General features: G+C 46.9%; 11 protein-coding genes. 4 read left to right on the forward strand and 7 right to left on the reverse strand.

Features of this window, described 5'->3' with window-relative positions; genetic code table 11:
- Window positions 1-8: 8 nt before the first annotated feature.
- Complete coding sequence (locus tag ACX0G9_RS24860; RefSeq protein WP_459067674.1) at window positions 9-5,939, reverse strand: HAMP domain-containing protein; 5,931 nt, start codon at window positions 5,937-5,939, stop codon at window positions 9-11.
- Between the two features lie 265 nt (window positions 5,940-6,204).
- Between ACX0G9_RS24860 and ACX0G9_RS24865 the strand changes: the two genes are divergently transcribed.
- The 3 genes from ACX0G9_RS24865 to ACX0G9_RS24875 all read left to right on the forward strand — a co-directional run bounded on the left by ACX0G9_RS24865 (window position 6,205) and on the right by ACX0G9_RS24875 (window position 8,831).
- The gene (locus ACX0G9_RS24865; protein WP_459067675.1) at window positions 6,205-6,615 is read left to right on the forward strand and encodes a response regulator; all 411 of its coding nucleotides are present in this window, start codon (window positions 6,205-6,207) and stop codon (window positions 6,613-6,615) included.
- A 414-nt stretch (window positions 6,616-7,029) separates the two neighbouring features.
- The gene (locus ACX0G9_RS24870; protein WP_459067676.1) at window positions 7,030-8,076 is read left to right on the forward strand and encodes a sensor histidine kinase; all 1,047 of its coding nucleotides are present in this window, start codon (window positions 7,030-7,032) and stop codon (window positions 8,074-8,076) included.
- A gap of 29 nt (window positions 8,077-8,105) precedes the next feature.
- The gene (locus ACX0G9_RS24875; protein ID WP_459067677.1) at window positions 8,106-8,831 is read left to right on the forward strand and encodes a LytR/AlgR family response regulator transcription factor; all 726 of its coding nucleotides are present in this window, start codon (window positions 8,106-8,108) and stop codon (window positions 8,829-8,831) included.
- A 13-nt stretch (window positions 8,832-8,844) separates the two neighbouring features.
- Here the strand turns inward: ACX0G9_RS24875 and ACX0G9_RS24880 are convergent, their stop codons facing one another.
- Together ACX0G9_RS24880 and ACX0G9_RS24885 are read right to left on the reverse strand one after the other, a co-directional pair.
- Window positions 8,845-9,375 (reverse strand): GNAT family N-acetyltransferase, encoded by a 531-nt coding sequence (locus ACX0G9_RS24880; protein ID WP_459067678.1) that lies wholly within the window; start codon window positions 9,373-9,375, stop codon window positions 8,845-8,847.
- A 45-nt stretch (window positions 9,376-9,420) separates the two neighbouring features.
- On the reverse strand, window positions 9,421-10,329 hold the full coding sequence (locus ACX0G9_RS24885; RefSeq protein ID WP_459067679.1) for a prohibitin family protein: 909 nt from the start codon (window positions 10,327-10,329) through the stop codon (window positions 9,421-9,423).
- Between the two features lie 189 nt (window positions 10,330-10,518).
- Between ACX0G9_RS24885 and ACX0G9_RS24890 the strand changes: the two genes are divergently transcribed.
- A complete protein-coding gene (locus ACX0G9_RS24890; RefSeq protein ID WP_459067680.1) occupies window positions 10,519-10,884 on the forward strand; it encodes a SnoaL-like domain-containing protein in 366 nt (121 codons plus the stop codon).
- An 18-nt stretch (window positions 10,885-10,902) separates the two neighbouring features.
- Here ACX0G9_RS24890 and ACX0G9_RS24895 read toward each other — a convergent pair whose 3' ends face one another.
- The 4 genes from ACX0G9_RS24895 to ACX0G9_RS24910 form a co-directional block, all read right to left on the reverse strand.
- The gene (locus ACX0G9_RS24895) at window positions 10,903-13,950 is read right to left on the reverse strand and encodes an efflux RND transporter permease subunit (RefSeq protein ID WP_459067681.1); all 3,048 of its coding nucleotides are present in this window, start codon (window positions 13,948-13,950) and stop codon (window positions 10,903-10,905) included.
- Window positions 13,950-14,987 (reverse strand): efflux RND transporter periplasmic adaptor subunit, encoded by a 1,038-nt coding sequence (locus tag ACX0G9_RS24900; RefSeq protein ID WP_459067682.1) that lies wholly within the window; start codon window positions 14,985-14,987, stop codon window positions 13,950-13,952. Before ACX0G9_RS24900 ends, ACX0G9_RS24895 begins: the two co-directional genes overlap by 1 nt.
- Complete coding sequence (locus tag ACX0G9_RS24905; RefSeq protein WP_459067683.1) at window positions 14,984-16,240, reverse strand: TolC family protein; 1,257 nt, start codon at window positions 16,238-16,240, stop codon at window positions 14,984-14,986. Before ACX0G9_RS24905 ends, ACX0G9_RS24900 begins: the two co-directional genes overlap by 4 nt.
- Window positions 16,241-16,369: 129 nt before the next feature.
- Window positions 16,370-17,635 carry a sensor histidine kinase gene (locus ACX0G9_RS24910; protein WP_459067705.1) on the reverse strand — a complete coding sequence of 422 codons (1,266 nt, stop codon included), beginning with the start codon at window positions 17,633-17,635 and terminating at the stop codon, window positions 16,370-16,372.
- Window positions 17,636-17,713 lie beyond the last annotated feature (78 nt).

Raw genomic sequence — 17,713 nt, forward strand, 5'->3', positions numbered from 1 at the left:
TTAAAATTTTATTTATAGAACCAGACCCGCATTAATGACAGCAACTGGTCGATTTTTAAAGGCTTTGTGATATAATCGGAAGCCCCCGCCTCGATACATTTCTGCCGGTCACCCTTCATGGCTTTGGCCGTTACCGCGATGATCGGTAAGGTACTGTTTTTATGCTCCCGTCTGATCTTTTGGGTAGTCTCATACCCATCCATTTCCGGCATCATGATATCCATTAATATCATATCGATCCGCTGTTTGTCATCGTTGATGATATTGATGGCATCCTTTCCGCTTTCCGCCGTAATCACGTTCATATTATATCGTTCAAAAACCGTAGTCAGGGCAAAAAGATTACGGACATCGTCATCCACACAAAGTATGTTCTTTCCGGTCAGGATATCGTCTTTCATCCGGATATTTTCAATAACCTTCCTTTTCTCCGGAGCCAGTTCTTTGTGGTTGATATGCAATTGTAATACCGTCTCTTCCAACAGGTGTTCCAGGGAGTTCACTCCTTTCAGCAGGATGGTATTGGAGCTTTGGTTTAAATGAAGCAGCTCTTTTTTATCAAAGTCTTTTGCAGAATATACGATTACCGGTGTCAGTTTTTTCTTGTTTTCGCTAACCCGTTTAACCAGCTCGATCCCGGATATATCCGGAAGGGTATAATCCAGGATGATGCAATCGAATTCTTTTAAATTGGTTTCCTGAAGAGCCTTTTTACCGGTAGCCGCAATGGTGACTTCCACATTATCACTTCGTAGCATCCGGGTGATCTGGGAAGAGTCCATTTCATTGTCTTCCACTACCAGTATTTTCAGGGCTTCCTTTTTGTCAAAGGAAAGGATATCTGTAAAAAGCTCGTCGAGAGCCTCTGTCGCCAAAGGTTTGAGCAGAAAGCTGCGGGCGCCCCGTTTAAGGGCCAGCGCCCTGTTCTCTTCACCGGAGATAAGATGGATCGGGATATGCCGGTAATTGAGATCGTTCCTGAGCAGGTCCAGGACTTTCCATCCACTGGTATCGGGTAACCGTACGTCCAGGGTGATAGCAATGGGGGTGAACCGGTTGATAAAATCGAATACTTCGATGTAATTGGTGGCTACGATGGCCTTCATCCCATGTAGATGCGCCTTTTCTATGATGATCTTCCCAAAACGAAGATCATCCTCCACCACTAATACTATTTTATCATTAAGCTGAATGGAAGCACGGTCATCCCCTGCATCGTTGATCATTTCGCTGACAATAGTCAAAGAAGAAGAATCTATCCCCTCGTTGGTTACCCGTAGGGAATTCAATAAGGTATCGATCTCTCCGCTGTCCTCGCTCAATTGCAATTGCCGGTAAGAATGCAGACTACCGGTTGTTTCCCTGGACAGGTTGCCGCTGACATAATCCATTGGCAGGAATAAAGTAAAGGTACTTCCCAGGGAAGGAGAACTTTCCAGTTCGATAGTTCCGCCCAATAATTCCGCCAATCCACGGCTGATGGACAATCCAAGACCGGTACCTCCGTATTTGCGGCTGGTGGATCCTTCCGCCTGCTGAAAGGCTTCGAAGATGATGTTTTGTTTTTCCTGGGGTATTCCGATCCCTGTATCGCTAATGGCAAACGCGGCCACTCTTCCTGCACGGTCAAGTGTGGAATTAGTTCCTTGTTTCCAGTTTTTGTCCGCTTCATAGATCCTGAGTTTCACCTCTCCTTTCTCTGTGAACTTAAAGGAATTGGACAACAGGTTCTTCAGGATCTGATTAAGACGCTGCAAGTCTGTTTCCAGCGTTTGAGGAAGACTGGGATCCGTTTCGATGGTAAAACGAAGATGCCTGGCCTCCGAAATGGGTTTGAAGGTGGTTTCCACAAAAGAGGCAATCTCCCCGAAACGGACCGGAGAAAAGTTGGTGGTGATAAAGCCTGACTCGATTTTGGAAAGATCCAGAATATCATTGATCAGCTGGATCAGGTCATCTCCGCAGGAATGAATGGTCTTGGCATACCGGATCTGTTTGTCGGAAAGATTACCTTCCGCATTTTCATACAACTGCTGGGCAAGAATGAGGAGGCTATTCAAAGGCGTCCTTAGTTCATGGGACATATTGGCTAAAAATTCCGATTTGTATTTAGAGGTAAGCGTCAGCTGCTCGGCTTTTTCTTCCAGCGATTTCCTGGCTTCCTCCACTTCCTTGTTCTTTGCCTCTACCTCGTTCTTCTGTTTGACCAGTAAAAGAGCTTTATCCTGGAGTTCATCATTGGTCCTTCGCAGTTCTTCCTGCTGGATTTTCAGCTCACCGGCCAGGGATTGGGACTGGGCCAGTAATTCTTCCGTCCGGGTATTGGCCTCGATAGTATTCAGTACGATCCCCAGGCTTTCCGTCAGCTGGCTGAGAAAATCCAGATGTGTTTCGCTGAAGGCATCCAGGGAGGCCAGTTCGATAACGGCTTTTACCTTGTTCTCGAATAATACGGGAAGGATGATAAGATTGGCAGGCTTGGCTCTTCCCAAACCGGAACTGATCTTTATATAATTGGAAGGGACATTGGAGAGGATGATCCGCTCCTTTTCAAAGGCTACCTGCCCAACCAATCCTTCTCCAATGGAAAATTGGGTAGGAATATTTTTTTCCGACCGGTATCCGTAGGCCGAGAAAAGATTCAGTTTTACATGTTGGGTTTCCTCATCCTGGTTCAGGATATAAAAAGCTCCATAATGGGCCGTAACAACCTGGGCGAGTTCGGAAAGGATACGCTGCGTCACCGTCCTGAGATCTTTCTGTCCCTGAAGCATCTGCGTAAATTTGGCCAGGTTGGATTTCAGCCAGTCCTGTTCCTGGTTACGCAAGGTTGTTTCCTTCAAATTGGCGATCATCTGATTGATGGTATCCTTCAGCGCTTCCACTTCTCCTTTGGCCTCCACCCGGATGGTCCGGGTAAGATCCCCCTTCGTTACGGCGGAAGCTACTTCAGAGATAGATCGCACCTGGGTGGTGAGGTTTTGTGCCAGCTGATTCACATTCTCTGTAAGGTTCTTCCAAATTCCTGAAGCGCCCGGAACGCTGGCCTGACCGCCCAGTCTTCCTTCCACCCCTACCTCTCGGGCCACGGTGGTCACCTGGTCTGCAAACAAGGCAAGCGTATCGATCATTTCATTAATGGTATCCGTCAATTGGGCCACCTCGCCCCTTGACACAATGGATAATTTTTGTTTGAGGTTCCCTGTTGCCACTGCCGTTACCACCTTGGCGATTCCTCTTACCTGGTTGGTCAGGTTGGAGGCCATCATGTTCACACTATCCGTAAGATCTTTCCAGGTTCCGGCCACTCCCCGGACTTCGGCTTGCCCGCCTAATTTTCCTTCGGTGCCCACTTCTCTCGCCACACGGGTAACTTCGAAGGCAAAGGAGTTCAATTGCTCCACCATCGTATTGATCGTATTCTTCAGATCGAGGATCTCGCCTTTAACATCGATCGCCACTGTTTTGGAAAGATCACCGCTGGCTACGGCCTTGGTCACTTCTGCTATATTACGCACCTGTGCCGTCAGATTACCCGTCATTTGGTTCACCGAGTCGGTAAGATCCTTCCAGGTACCGGCTACCCCCGGTACAAAGGCCTGTCCCCCTAATTTTCCATCCGTACCCACTTCACGCGCCACACGGGTTACTTCAGAGGCAAAGGCCCGTAATTGATCCACCATCGTATTAAGGGTTTCTTTCAACTGAAGGATTTCCCCTCTAACGTCCACAGTGATCTTTTTGGACATGTCCCCGTTTGCCACCGCGATGGCGACTTCGGCGATATTTCGCACCTGAGCGGTCAGGTTACCCGCCATCTGGTTAACAGAATCTGTTAAATCTTTCCAGGTACCGGCCACTCCGGGTACGAAGGCCTGTCCTCCCAATTTGCCCTCTGTCCCTACTTCACGGGCCACACGCGTGACTTCAGAAGCAAATCCCCGTAACCGGTCTACCAGCGTATTGATCGTATTCTTTAATTCCAGGATCTCTCCCTGTACGTCAACGGTGATCTTCCTCGACAGGTCACCGTTAGCCACTGCAGTGGTTACTTCCGCAATATTGCGCACCTGCGAGGTCAGGTTACTGGCCATTTTATTAACAGAATCCGAAAGATCTTTCCAGGTCCCTCCTACGCCCGGGACGTCTGCCTGGCCTCCCAATTTTCCTTCCGATCCCACTTCGCGGGCCACACGCGTCACTTCCGATCCAAAGGAGTTCAACTGATCCACCATCGTATTGATCGTATTCTTTAATTCCAGGATCTCCCCTTTTACATCCACGGTAATTTTCCTGGACAAATCTCCTTTGGCAACCGCTGTTGTTACCTCGGCAATATTGCGCACCTGACCGGTCAGGTTACTGGCCATCCCGTTCACCGAATCCGTCAGGTCTTTCCAGACTCCTCCTACCCCTTCAACAGCAGCCTGCCCTCCCAGCTTACCTTCAGAACCCACCTCCCGGGCTACCCTTGTCACTTCAGATGCAAATCCCCTAAGCTGGTCAACCATCGTATTGATCGTATTCTTTAACTCCAGGATCTCTCCTTTTACATCCACATCGATCTTACGGGACAAATCGCCCGTTGCCACCGCTGTTGTCACTTCGGCGATATTTCGTACCTGCGAGGTCAGGTTGCTGGCCATCTTATTGACGGAATCCGTCAGATCTTTCCAGGTACCGCCTACACCGGGTACATCGGCCTGCCCTCCCAGTTTTCCTTCCGAGCCCACCTCACGGGCTACCCTCGTTACCTCCGAGGAGAAAGAGTTCAACTGATCCACCATCGTATTGATCGTATTCTTTAACTCCAGGATCTCTCCTTTTACATCCACGGTGATCTTTCGGGAAAGATCACCTTTGGCCACTGCTGTCGTCACCTCCGCAATATTACGCACCTGTCCGGTCAGGTTACTGGCCATCCCGTTCACCGAGTCCGTGAGATCTTTCCAGGTTCCCCCTACTCCTTTTACATGCGCCTGTCCGCCCAACCTTCCTTCCGTTCCTACCTCGAGGGCCACCCTGGTTACTTCTGAGGAGAAAGAGTTGAGCTGATCTACCATCGTATTGATCGTATTCTTCAATTCGAGGATCTCTCCTTTTACGTCCACCGTGATCTTTTTGGACAGATCCCCTTTGGCTACGGCGGTTGTTACTTCCGCAATATTGCGGACCTGGGCGGTCAGATTGCTCCCCATTCTGTTCACACTATCGGTAAGGTCTTTCCAAACCCCCGCTACCCCTTTTACTTTAGCCTGGCCACCGAGTTTCCCTTCCGATCCTACTTCCAGGGCCACGCGGGTAACTTCCATGGAAAACAGATTAAGCTGTTTGACCATGTCGTTAACCTCTTTGGCGATCCGGGAAAATTCTCCCTGCAAGGTATGACCGCCAATCTCCAGGGGCATTTCCTGGGAAAGGTTTCCTTTTGCCACCGAGCTGATCACATGCGCGATCTCGATGGTCGGATGAACAAGATCGGAGATCAGGGTATTAAGCGAATCTACGCCCATGCTCCACGAACCTTTGGCATTGGGAACCTCGATACGCTGGGTAAGTTTACCTTGTTTACCAATCGTATTGCCCGCTTTGGTAAACTGTTTCATCATTTCTTCGTTTAAAGAAATGATCTCATTGAGCGTATCAAATACCTTTCCCGTTATCCCTACTTCATCGACAGGCATGCGGACGGAAAAGTTCCCGTTTCGTACTTCCAGTAATACCCTGAGCAGCTCTTTATTATTCAACAGAGTTTCCTGTTGTATTGAATCCGGATAGCCCTTTGCATCCAATACCCTTTTTGTTCCCGGAATTTTTTCTGTTTCGGGAGATGGTTTCCCTTTCCGTTTATTTGCCTTTCCCCCTTCTGCCTCTTTTTCCTTCGCCACATTTCCGGTTCGCTTAACCATCCCATTTTTAACAACTTTAATAGCTCCCATAGTAACTAGTTAATTTTAACTATTTTATTAATCAGTTTGACCTGGCTGGCAACAATAATATATGGATAATACCTGGATCACCCCAAAACGAAACACAATTGGCAAGGTTATAGCATAGTATGTTATTCGGAAAATCACCTGTTTTGCGGGCTTTCTGAATAATGATGGCATTAAGGTATTATTTTTCGGCATTAAATTAATATTTTTAAAGTCCTTAAAGAAACAACAGCCTGGTTTTATTATCGTTTTGCTTAATCTTCCTTTTATGAAAAGTCCTACTCAGCACCTTATTTACATTGTTGACGATGATCCGGATGACCGGCAGATCATCCTGGATGCTTTTTTAGAGAACAGCCCCCAGATTGATTATGTCTTCATCGAGAATGCAGAAACCTTGCTGGAAACATTGTATTCCGAAGATTCCGAGCATCCGGCCCTGATCTTATTGGATTTGAACATGCCAGGCATGTTAGGGCTTCAGGCGCTCAAAGAAATCCGAAGTAACAAAAAATTCGGACAGATCCCGGTTGTCGTCCTTACTACGTCTATGCTTGACCAGGATCGTAGAACATCCTACGAATTAGGTGCCAGTTGTTTTATCAGGAAGCCGGATTCCTTCAGCGAACTGGTGGACATCACGAAATCCATAGTAAAACTCTGGCTTCATGAAAATTAAATTTTTCTGAGGCGATCCTTTAGCAAACCGGAAAATTTTAACAAAAACAAAAAGTGTGGAATTTTTTCTACACTTTTTGTTTAACATATATCCTCTCATACTATCCGCCAAGCACTCCAATTCAGCCTGCTGATCATCCAGCCGTTGATCATCACTTTATAATTTTTTTATATTTAAAGTTTGTTTTTTTCCGCTTCTCTTGTCCATTCACCCTTCTCTTGTCCATTCACCCTTCGGGAAATGCTATAGGTCAAAGAAATTTTCCTATAGCCAACCCTTGCTATAATTTTAGCCAGTATTAGTTTTGGGTTTCCCTTAGGGATTTCCTGTGGGTGTCCCATGCAAATATCCCATCCTTTGGAGGGTGAAGCCTGAAAGAATCATATATCGTAACTTTCACCAACAAGGAAGAAAATGAAACAATTCTGGAAATATTTTTTCCCGCCTATATACGGAACGATTGTATACTTCACAATCCGGCTGCTTTTGGATTCTGTAACGGGGATGAAGTTCTGGCACCGCGATTGGAAACTCACCACTTCGGAATTGTCGGTTAGCATGCTGGTCAGTTATCTTTTTGTGTACGTTTTTGGAAGGTTGTTCCGTCATTTTGATCAGCGATGGACGCGGGATTTCAGTTATAACCGGCTGGCCAAAGAGCTGGGCATGGTGTTCATCGTCAATTTCATCTTCCAGAATTCGCTGCTGACCCCGTTTGTCGCGCTGACGGATGATGGCCTGCAATGGTATGACCTGGTAGATATCAATACAATCCCCTTATTATATGCACTTATCTATTATGGTCTTGTTCGCAGCGCTACTTTTTTAAAGGCTTATGTCGCCGAAAAGATCCAATTGGAGAAGATCACCAATGACAAATTGCAGACAGAATTGAAGTTCCTCAAGGCTCAGTATCATCCCCATTTTTTGTTCAACGCCCTCAATACTATTTATTTTCAGATGGATGAGGATGTAGCGGAAGCAAAAAAAAGCGTGGAAAAGTTTTCCGAATTACTGCGCTATCAGTTATATGACCAGCAGCAGACCGTTCCCGTAAGCCAGGAGGTTCGTTATTTACAAAATTTTATCCAACTGCAGGAAATACGCTCTTCAGAAAAACTGCAATTATCCGTTCATTTTGACGATAAACTGAATGGGCAACAGGTTTATCCTTTGCTCCTGCTTCCACTCGTTGAAAACGCTTTTAAATATGTCGGAGGAGATTACTGGATAAATATCCAGGCGATACTCGAAGGTCCCGATCTTCGGTTTTCGGTTACCAATGCTATTCCCAGGGAAGTGCATTCTACAAGACCGGGAGGGATCGGCCTGGAAAACCTGCAAAGACGATTACAATTATTGTACCCCGAAAAGCATACCTTTTGTATTAAAAAGACAGAAGACAAATTTGAAGCGGAGCTGTGGTTACTGGGTCTGAAACACGTAACGATGGCCGGATAAATGAACATGGACTATTTAAATTTCTCCCAATGAGCGAAAAGACGCCTTCCCGGATCAAATGTGTCATCACCGATGACGAGCCCTTTGCCCGCAAAGGTTTACAAGGATATGTCGAACAGATCGATTTCCTGGATCTTATAGGTGTTTGTGAGAACGCCCTTGAACTTAATTCCCTTTTAAAAAAGGAAAAGGTCGATCTGTTATTCCTGGATATCGAAATGCCGTACGTGACAGGCATCGATTTCCTTAAAAATATTTCTAATCCTCCCAGGGTCATTTTTACTACGGCTTATGAGAAATACGCGGTTCAGGGGTTCGATCTGGAAGTCCTGGATTATTTATTGAAACCGATCTCCTTTGAACGATTCCTGAAGGCTGCCAATAAGGCCTTCGATTTTTTCAAGCTCCAGCAGGTTCCGGAAAGAAGCCAGGATCATATTTTTGTAAAAGCGGAGAATAAGCTGGAGAAGATCCAGTTTGCAGATATCCTTTTTATAGAAGCGCTCGAAAATTATGTGGCCATTTATACACAGGATAAAAAAATCATCACCCACCTGACCCTCCGGATGCTGCAGGAAAAATTGCCCGTCAGTTCCTTTCTTCAACCCCATAAATCTTACCTGGCAGCGATTGATAAGATTAATTCCATCGAAGGGAATATTTTGCACATCCTCCAATACCAGGTTCCTATCAGTAAATACCAAAAAGAAGAGGTGATGGAAAAGATCGTGAACAGGAATCTGTTGAAAAGATAGTATTGGACAGGAGCTACACTTTCCTTTTCATCCACCAGTCCGTTTGAGGATCATGGCCTACCAGAAAGATATGTTCTCCGAAATGCTCAAATCCCCATTTTGTATAAAAGGTGATGGCTCTTTGGTTTTTTTCCCAAACGCCTAACCAAACCCATTCTTTCCCTTTTGTTCTGGCCGTATCCAGGCATGCCTGCATGAGCGCCTTGCCAACTCCTTTGCCGATGGCATGGTGTTCGGAATAGATCTGTACGATTTCGATCGCCCGGGCATCTTCCAGACCGGAAGGAGGAGTCGTTTCCCGAAGAGAGGCAAAGCCAACCAATTCCTCCCCCCAATAAGCCAGCAGAAAGGTACGACCCGCCGATCCCACCTCCGCCATTTGGCGTTCCCGGGGGAATTGTACGTTTAGAAAAATATCCATATTCTCCCTGGTATTCTGTGCGGCAAAACTGTCGAAAAATGTTCTCCGGCTAATATCCGCAATGATCTCCGCATCTTTTTTTTCCGCTATCCTGATCAGAATGGTTGGTTCCTTGTTTTCCATTTGAGCCTGGTTAAAACAGTTACTGGTTAAAACGGTTAAAGGCTATTATTGGCCCTTTGCATCCAGAATGACCGGTGTGCCTGCCTTGCCCATGATGATCACTTTGGCATTGGGTGATTTGGCAACTTCCAGCTGGGCTTTGATACTCTCGTATTGTAATTGCCGGTCCGTCAGGCTTTCACTGATGATATGCTGATAATCGGCGATGCCCTGAGCCTCTACCCTTTTTCGTTCAGCCTCCTGTTTTTCCTTTTGCAGAACGAATTGCATTTTCTGAGCATCCTGCTCGGCAGAGATTTTTTGTTCGATGCTGGTTTTTACGGCCTGAGGAAGGGTAATATTACGGATTAACAATTGCTCCAGCAATAACCCTCTGTGCAAAAAATCGGTTTCGATGCTCTTAAAGATCCGTGCCTGAAATTCATCCCGCTTGGTGGAGTAAAGAGAGACCGCATCGTAGTATACTGCATTGTCCCTGATTTTCGTCCTGGTAAGGGGACGCACGATCTTATCGGTATAATCGATACCCGTCTCGCGGAGAATATTGGGCGCATCGGCAGGAATAACCTTATAGAGTACCGTAAGATCGATAACTACTTCCAGCCCATCGGCACTCAATACCCGGATGGCATCGTCGCCTTCTTTCGTGCCTTCATTATGGACGGCACTCATCGTATAGTTTTGTGTCTTGATATCCAGGCGCTTTATATCTACCAACGGGCTGACCACATGCAGGCCGCTGGAAAGGGTATTGCTTTGTACATTCCCGAACAGAACCTGGATGCCGACTTCCCCGGTGCCGATCTGAACAAAACAAGCGGTCACCAAACCAAGGACCAACAGGACTAAACCTCCGATCCGGAGATACAATGCATAAGGGGACAAAGAAGATTCACGGCGGCTTACCAGAAGGCCGGTGATGAAAAAAAGCAAGCCAAAGATTAGCAGGGTCATAAAGATTTTATTTAAAATGGATTATCCGGGTAAAAGGTATGAACAATTGCCCTTAAAATCAATAATCTGATTTTTCACCTGTAAACGAACCTCCAACCTGAGATTGTCGCATTTTTACAAGTGTTTGACCGGTGCTTACGGTAATTTTGAAAACCCGCTACAATTGGGCAGGATGAAAAAACTATAGTTATGGAAGTAATGGAAACAGAACTTATTGCAGAAAAACTGATAGATCTTTGCAGAAAAGGACAATTCCTGCAGGCTCAACATGAATTTTACGATACGAATATCGTGAGCATCGACCCCGACGGATCCCGTACCATTGGCGCTGCCAGTATGCATGCCAAAGAACAAAGGTTCCTGCATCATCTGGAAAGGATTTATAGTATATGTTATACCAAACCGATGATTGCGGGCAATTTTTTTACCACCGTTCTGAGCATGGAGATCGAAACAAAAAAAGGAGGATACCTGGAGTTTTCGGAAATATGCGTTTACCAGGTAGCCGGGGGCAAGATCGTTTTTGAACAATTTTTCCGGGATTTATCAGCTTAGAGAAACAGCGGGGATACATCAGCCTAGAGAAACAGCGCTTTCCTTTTTCCTGTATAACAATCGCAACAGGGAGGGAAGTACGATGAGTAGTAAGGGTAAGGCCATGATAAACCCTCCGATAACGGCAATGGCGAGGGGCTGATGTAACCGCGCACCGGTTCCGACCCCAAGGGCCAAAGGAAGCAGGGCAATAATAGCCCCCAGGGCAGTCATCAGTTTGGGACGCAGCCGGGTCGATATGGCATAGATGACCGCCTCGTCCACTGTTTTGGTGAGCAGGGAATCCCTGAATTGTAAATACGTAAAGATGGCATTCTCGCCAATGATACCCACGATCATGATCAGCCCGGTATAGCTGCCTACGTTTAAGGGAGTCTGTGTGAGGTATAATGCCAGGTAACTGCCGGATATACCCAGAACGGCAACCAGCAGGATCACGAGGGCAATTTTAAATTCCCGGTATAAAAACAGGATGACGCCAAAGACGAGTAAACTGGCGGTGATCAGGATCGTCAGTAATTCCCCGAAGGATTGCTGCTGACTGGCATAAGCTCCTCCATATTCAATATGGTATCCCAGCGGTAATACTACTTTTGTCCCTATCTCCTTTTGGATATCCCTGATTACACTTCCCAGATCTCTGTTGTCGAGGCGGGAGGTGACGACTCCCATAGCCTGCAGATTTTCCCGTTGTACTTCGGCATCTCCGGCCTTAACCGTGACCGAAGCCAGATCGCTGATGGGTTTGAGTTTGCCATTCGGCAAAAAGACGGGCAGCTTCTGCATTCCTTCCACACTCAGCGACCGGCTGCCGGGATAGACCATACGGATATTCGTCAATTGTTCTTTCTCAGGCAAGGTTCCGACTATATTTCCCTCCAGGGAGGTTTGAATCTGAAACTGCAGATTGGCAGGCGTCAGACCGAACTGGGCCAGGTGGATAAAGTCGGGCTCCACGCTGAGCGAGGGCCCCGCAATGACAATTCCATTAAAAACATCGGCGGTTCCCTTTACCGAAGAGGTAGCCTCAGCGACCTGTTTGGAAAGCCGGTGAAGGGTGGCCGCATCGTCACCAAAAATCTTGATCTCCACCGGTTGCACCGCTGTCATCAGGTCTCCCAGCATATCGGTGATAATTTGCCCGAAATCAATCCGCAAACCCGGCTGCGTAGCCTCGACCTGTTTGCGGATATCGCCGATCACTTCCTCAGTAGTTTTTGTCCGGTCCTTTTTTAACTGTATCAGGTAATCGCCTCTGTTAGGTTCGGTAATGAAGAAGCCCATTTCCGTTCCTGTACGCCTCGAGTACGCTTCTACTTCAGGCACTTTTACGATGATTTTTTCCACTTCCCGCAACATCCGGTCGGTCTCTTCCAGGGATGTTCCGGGAGGAGAATTATAATCTAAAACCACACTGCCTTCGTCCATTTCCGGAAGAAAGCCGGTTTGCAGTTTAGGCAGGATAAACCAGATCATTCCGGCCAGGAGAGCCATAAAAACAAGGCTGATAACAGGCCGGCGGATAAAAAAGGCGACCCATCGTTGATTTTTGACATTGTGGGGTTTTTCTGCAACGGTATTTTTTGATGATTTTCTTTTTTTTGTCAACAGGAGGTAAATTACGGGCAAGCCTAACCAGGTGACAAAAAAGGAGCAGACCAGCGTTATGATCATCGTATTGGTCAATACCTTAAAATAAGCTCCAGCCACTCCGCTCATCAGGACAAAAGGCACAAAGATGACGATGGTGCTGATGGAAGAACCCAGCATGGCGGGAAAAAGATAGCCAATCGCTTTTTTCAATAGACTGGTGGTAGGTTCTCCCGGATGCTCCTCATGCGTCCGGTGGATCTGCTCCACAACTACAATTGCGTCATCTATGATCAGACCGATGGCTGCTGCGATAGCGCCAAGGGTCATGATATTGAAGGTATACCCGATAGCATATAAGACCAAAAGGGTCAGACATAAGGTGACCGGTATGGTGATCAGAATGGTTGCACTTGCCTTAAAGGACCGGAGGAAAAGGACAGCCACTATAATAGCCAGGGCAAGACCTATCCAAAGACTGTCGGTAACGCTTTTGACGGAGGAATTGACAAAATCTGCCTGGATATAATAGGGAGCGATGCGCACGCCCTTGGGTAGTATTGATCTGAGACTGTTCACCTTATTTTCCATAGCCTTGGAAAGGTCGACCAGGTTGGAATTGGGTTGTTTGATAACGGCGATCAGTATCGCCTCTTTGCTATTGGCATTGATACGGGTATATTCCACCGCTTCCTTCACCTCGACCCGGGCGATATCTTTCAGCAGGATGACTCTTTTTCCGGTATTCCGGATCACCATATTCCCAATTTCTTCCTTATTGTGTACGGTCGCATCGGTGACGGTCAGATAGAGATACCGGTAATCGGATAAATAGCCATTCGATCTGACAAACCCCGTTTGAGCAATGGCTGTAGAAAGCATGTCCGGGGTGATGGAAAGGGTACTCATCTTCTGCGCGTCCAGGGAGAGCCAGTACTCTTTTGTTTTACCACCGATCACCCGGATCTCCGAAACGCCGCTAACCTGGGAAAGAAAGGGTTTGATGGTATAATTGGCCAGCATCTTTAAATCGATGGGGCTTTGATTGGGGTTCTCCAGGGTATACCCTATCACCGGAATGATCGAAGGATTCATTTTCTCCACCGTGATCTGGGTTTCCGGAGGCAGGATGTTCCTGATCTCATTGATCTTTGACTCTATCCGTTGCTGGCTGAGATCGATATTGGCATTCCAGTCCATGAAAGCGGATATCTCACAACTGCCCCGGCTGGTGGTACTTCGGACATATTGAAGATCGGGCACCTGTTTGATGGCATTTTCCAGCGGCCTGGTGACGGTGACCATCATTTTATTTACCGGCTGCAAACCGGCATCGGCAATGATCTTTATCTTGGGAAAGGTTACATCCGGAAAAAGAGATGTCCGTAATTTACTATAAGCAAACATTCCCCCCAGGATGATCATCACCAGGGTTACGGTCAACGGATTTTTATAGGCAACAAAAAAGTTTTTCACTATAAAGCCCCCTCTATTTTTACTTTGGCCGTATCCGGCAATCCATAATTACCGGTCAGCAATATCCGGTCGGAGGATAAAAAGACGGGAGACAATATTTCTACTCTGCCCCGGGTTTCCATGCCTTTTTTTATGTTGGTTTTTACAGCGGTGGTGCTATCGGTCATCTTCATCACCCAAAAGTTACTTTCTGTTTCATCGGTCAGGATCGCCGCCTTCGGCAGGGATTGCGTCTTTTCCCGGACCACCTTGAGAATCCTGACTTTGGCCACCAGATTCTCCGGTATTGCCTGGGTTGTATTGACCCGGATCATCACGTTTTGTGTTTGGGAAACCGAATCGACCGTTGGCATCACCGCGCCCAGTGCCCCCTTCAACTTTTGCCCGTCCGGCAGGGTCAGTTCCACTTCTTTTTTATTCAGGACATAGGGTCTTAATTCGTAAGGAAGATCCAGCAGGAAAACAAAGCTGTTCCGGTCACTGATGACGGCCAGTTGTTCTCCATCCTGTACATAGTCGCCCGACTGGTGATTAAGCTGGGTTATATAACCATGCTGGCCCGCCAGGATCCGGTTAAGCCCGGAGAATTTCAGGGTGGAATCCAACAGCGTGATGGAATTGCCGATACTTTGCGCCTCCTTGGTCTTCAGGGTGAATAAAGCCTGCCCGGCATCAACATATTTACCGGGGTATACATTCGCTGTTTGCAGATATCCATTGGCATTGGCCTTTACATAACTTTTTTGAAGAAAGGCAGACACGGCATTTAATTCGATGGAGTCGCTCAGCGATTCCTGGCTGACCGTCGTAACCGTGACTGGGGTAGCCCCTGAGGAGGCTTCGGATGCGGCTTCGGTTTCCGATCCTTTGGAGCCGGCAGCCGGTCCGGAAGAATTTCCGGATCCCTGTCCGCAGGAAGACAAAACGGCAATAAACGATCCAAGGATCAACCGGTTTTTAAAAAGGATGGGAAGCCCCTTTAAAAGGCTGGTCAACTTTATCCGGCATTTGAAATATATAGAGCGGTCTTCGTTCATCTGTTCCAATAGTTAAGTTGATTGATGATCTGCAAACGGGTGATCTTGTTCTGGGTAAGCAGGTTTTTTGCGTTCAGATAATTGTTAAGGGCCAATATATAATCCGCTATCCGGGCATCCCCCGTTCCCATCAGTTTACCATTTATGGTGATCAGGGTTTCGGCATATTTTACCTGTTCGTTGATCATGCCGATCAGTCCTTCGGTTGCCTGTAATTGTTGGGACAACTGGGCGATCTGCTGATGATACTGGCGGTTAAAAAAGTCTTTATACCCGGTGCGGGTCCGTTCGGCCACGTCCAGTTTGCCGTATTGCAGTTTGCGCTGATGGCCATCATAAATGGGAACGACCAGAGACACACCCAAACTAACTCCAAAATTCTTGTAGGCCTGATAGGCCAGGGTCGAGGAATAACCGCCATCTGCAAATAGATTGACCTTTGGTTTATAACCGAAATCGATCAGGGACCTGCTATTCCGTAGCTTGAGGCTATCAATCTGGTACTGGCGAAAGAATACCGAACCCTTGATCTCCGGTAAGGATGATAATTGAACGGATGGCTCCCCGAGCACAGCTGCCGAAGTATCGGTTATTCCGCTCAGATAGTTCAGGGTGCCAAAATCATTCTGATATTGGATCTGCCATTGCCCGACCGATAAGGCCAGTTGTTTGAGCGTAACCAGGAAGGCAAGGTAGTCGGTCTGACGGTAAACATTTTTTTCCGTGAGATCTTTCAACAAGGTCTCTTCTTTTTTTAATAAGCCGTATACCTCGCGGTTGAAGGTCAGTTGCTGCAAATCTCCATAAGCGGTAATGTATTGGGTCGTCACCGTTTTTTTAAGCTCCTGCTCCGTGATTTTAGCCGCATTGGTAATCCCAGAATTTTGCAGTTGTATCGTTTCGAACTGCGCATCAAGACGTTTTCTTCCCACCAGGGCTTGATTAATCCCGACCAGGGTGCTGAAGTTCCCTCCGTTACTGATGGCATTGTCATATCCCCATCCCTTGATAGATGGCGCATAGGTATTCATGCTGGTGCCGGTTACCTGGGGACGGTAGCCCGCACGAATGATCTGGCTGTCTGCCCGGTTTGTTTCCACCTGTCCCTGATAATCTTTTAAAAGGGGGCTATTCTGCAAGGCGGTTTGCAGATAAGTATCCAGGGTGGCCTGGGGAAAAACCGAAAAGGCCCGTATACAGATTATGGATAAAAGAAGGTATTTATATAGCTGTTTATTTTTATGTTTGAACATTTGCGGATTTTTACGGATTCATTCCCTGTTCTTCCGGATTAGGGAACAGCCGTATATTAAGGAACAAAACTATTTCCCTATTTTGGTGAAATTCTGAAGAAGGAAATCAGGCAAAGCGGAGGTTTATTATCAGGGAAAATGTATGGTGATGGTATGAAAACCGTTCGGGTAGGCATAAGAAAGGGTAAAACCATAGTTATCACAGATCTGTTTGACAATGGCCAGCCCCAGGCCTGTTCCCTGAGAATGGGCACCCTTGGTAAACCTGTCAAATAAAGAATCGGCATCGAGTTGAAGGTCCGGGCCGGTATTGCCGATCTGTAATTTGTCTTCTTCCAGCAGGATTTCCAGGCGCCCTCCTTCCAGATTATGCCGGATGGCATTACCCAGCAAATTGTTCAGCAGGATATCGGCCAGATAGGTATTCATCTGCGGACAGACCTTATTCATATGGGTATGAACGGTTATTTTCCGGTTCCCGATCAGGTCTTCCAGTTGACTCAATTTCGACTCAATCAGGAGACAAAGGTCTACCTGATCGGAATGCGTGAATTGATTGTTCTCGATCTTGGTCAATAAAAGCAAGGATTGATTGAGCTTACTCAAACGTCCAACGGCATCGTACATGGCCTGTAACTGACGAAGATGTTTTTCAGACAGGCCGGGATCCTGGATCATCAGATCCAGTTTGGAATTGATAATAGCAAGCGGCGTTTGCATCTCATGTGAGGCATTGTCCGCAAAATTCTTCAGGATCTCGTAATCTTTGAGGATCTTTTGGGTCATTTGTTCCACGGCCCGGTCCAGGTTCTTAAATTCCTCGATATCGGTGTCCTGTCCCGCAGGCGGATGGCGACTGGACAGATTAAATTGCCGGATCCCTTCCAGCGTATGGTAAAAGGGCTGCCAGATTCGCCGGAGCAATAACCGGTTCCCCAAAAACAGGGTTCCCAGCAAAAGCAGGATCATTCCGGCCGTAACCAGCATGATCAATTCCAGGAGATCTTCTGTTTCCGTTTCGGATTCGCCTACAGAAACGGTATATAGGTGCCCGCCGGCTGTTACGGAAAATAATAACTGGCGAAAAGGACGATCTTCATGATGACGGCGATCAGGATGTTTTTTGTCCGGGTAGCTGGTATGGATGAATTTACGTTGGACAGGAGCCGTGGCTGGCGCAAAACGGATCTGTTGGTCCCTGTAATTGGCCGGCGCAGGCATCTGGTCTTTCGTCCTTACAAAATCGAGGATTTCCTCTTCTTCGATCTTCAGTGTATTATCCAATTGATTGATCAGTACCGAACGGATGATCAGGTAATAACCTATGCTGCCAACCAACAACGCTAAAATGCTGGCGATGATGTTGACGCGGCCATATTTTGTAAAAAGTTTCAGGAGATATACTTATATTTCAAGGGATAAATCTATGAATCGTTCCTGACTTTAACCAAAATGCCTGTTTTGCCGATGCCT

It is taken from the genome of Flavitalea flava (genome assembly GCF_054461575.1).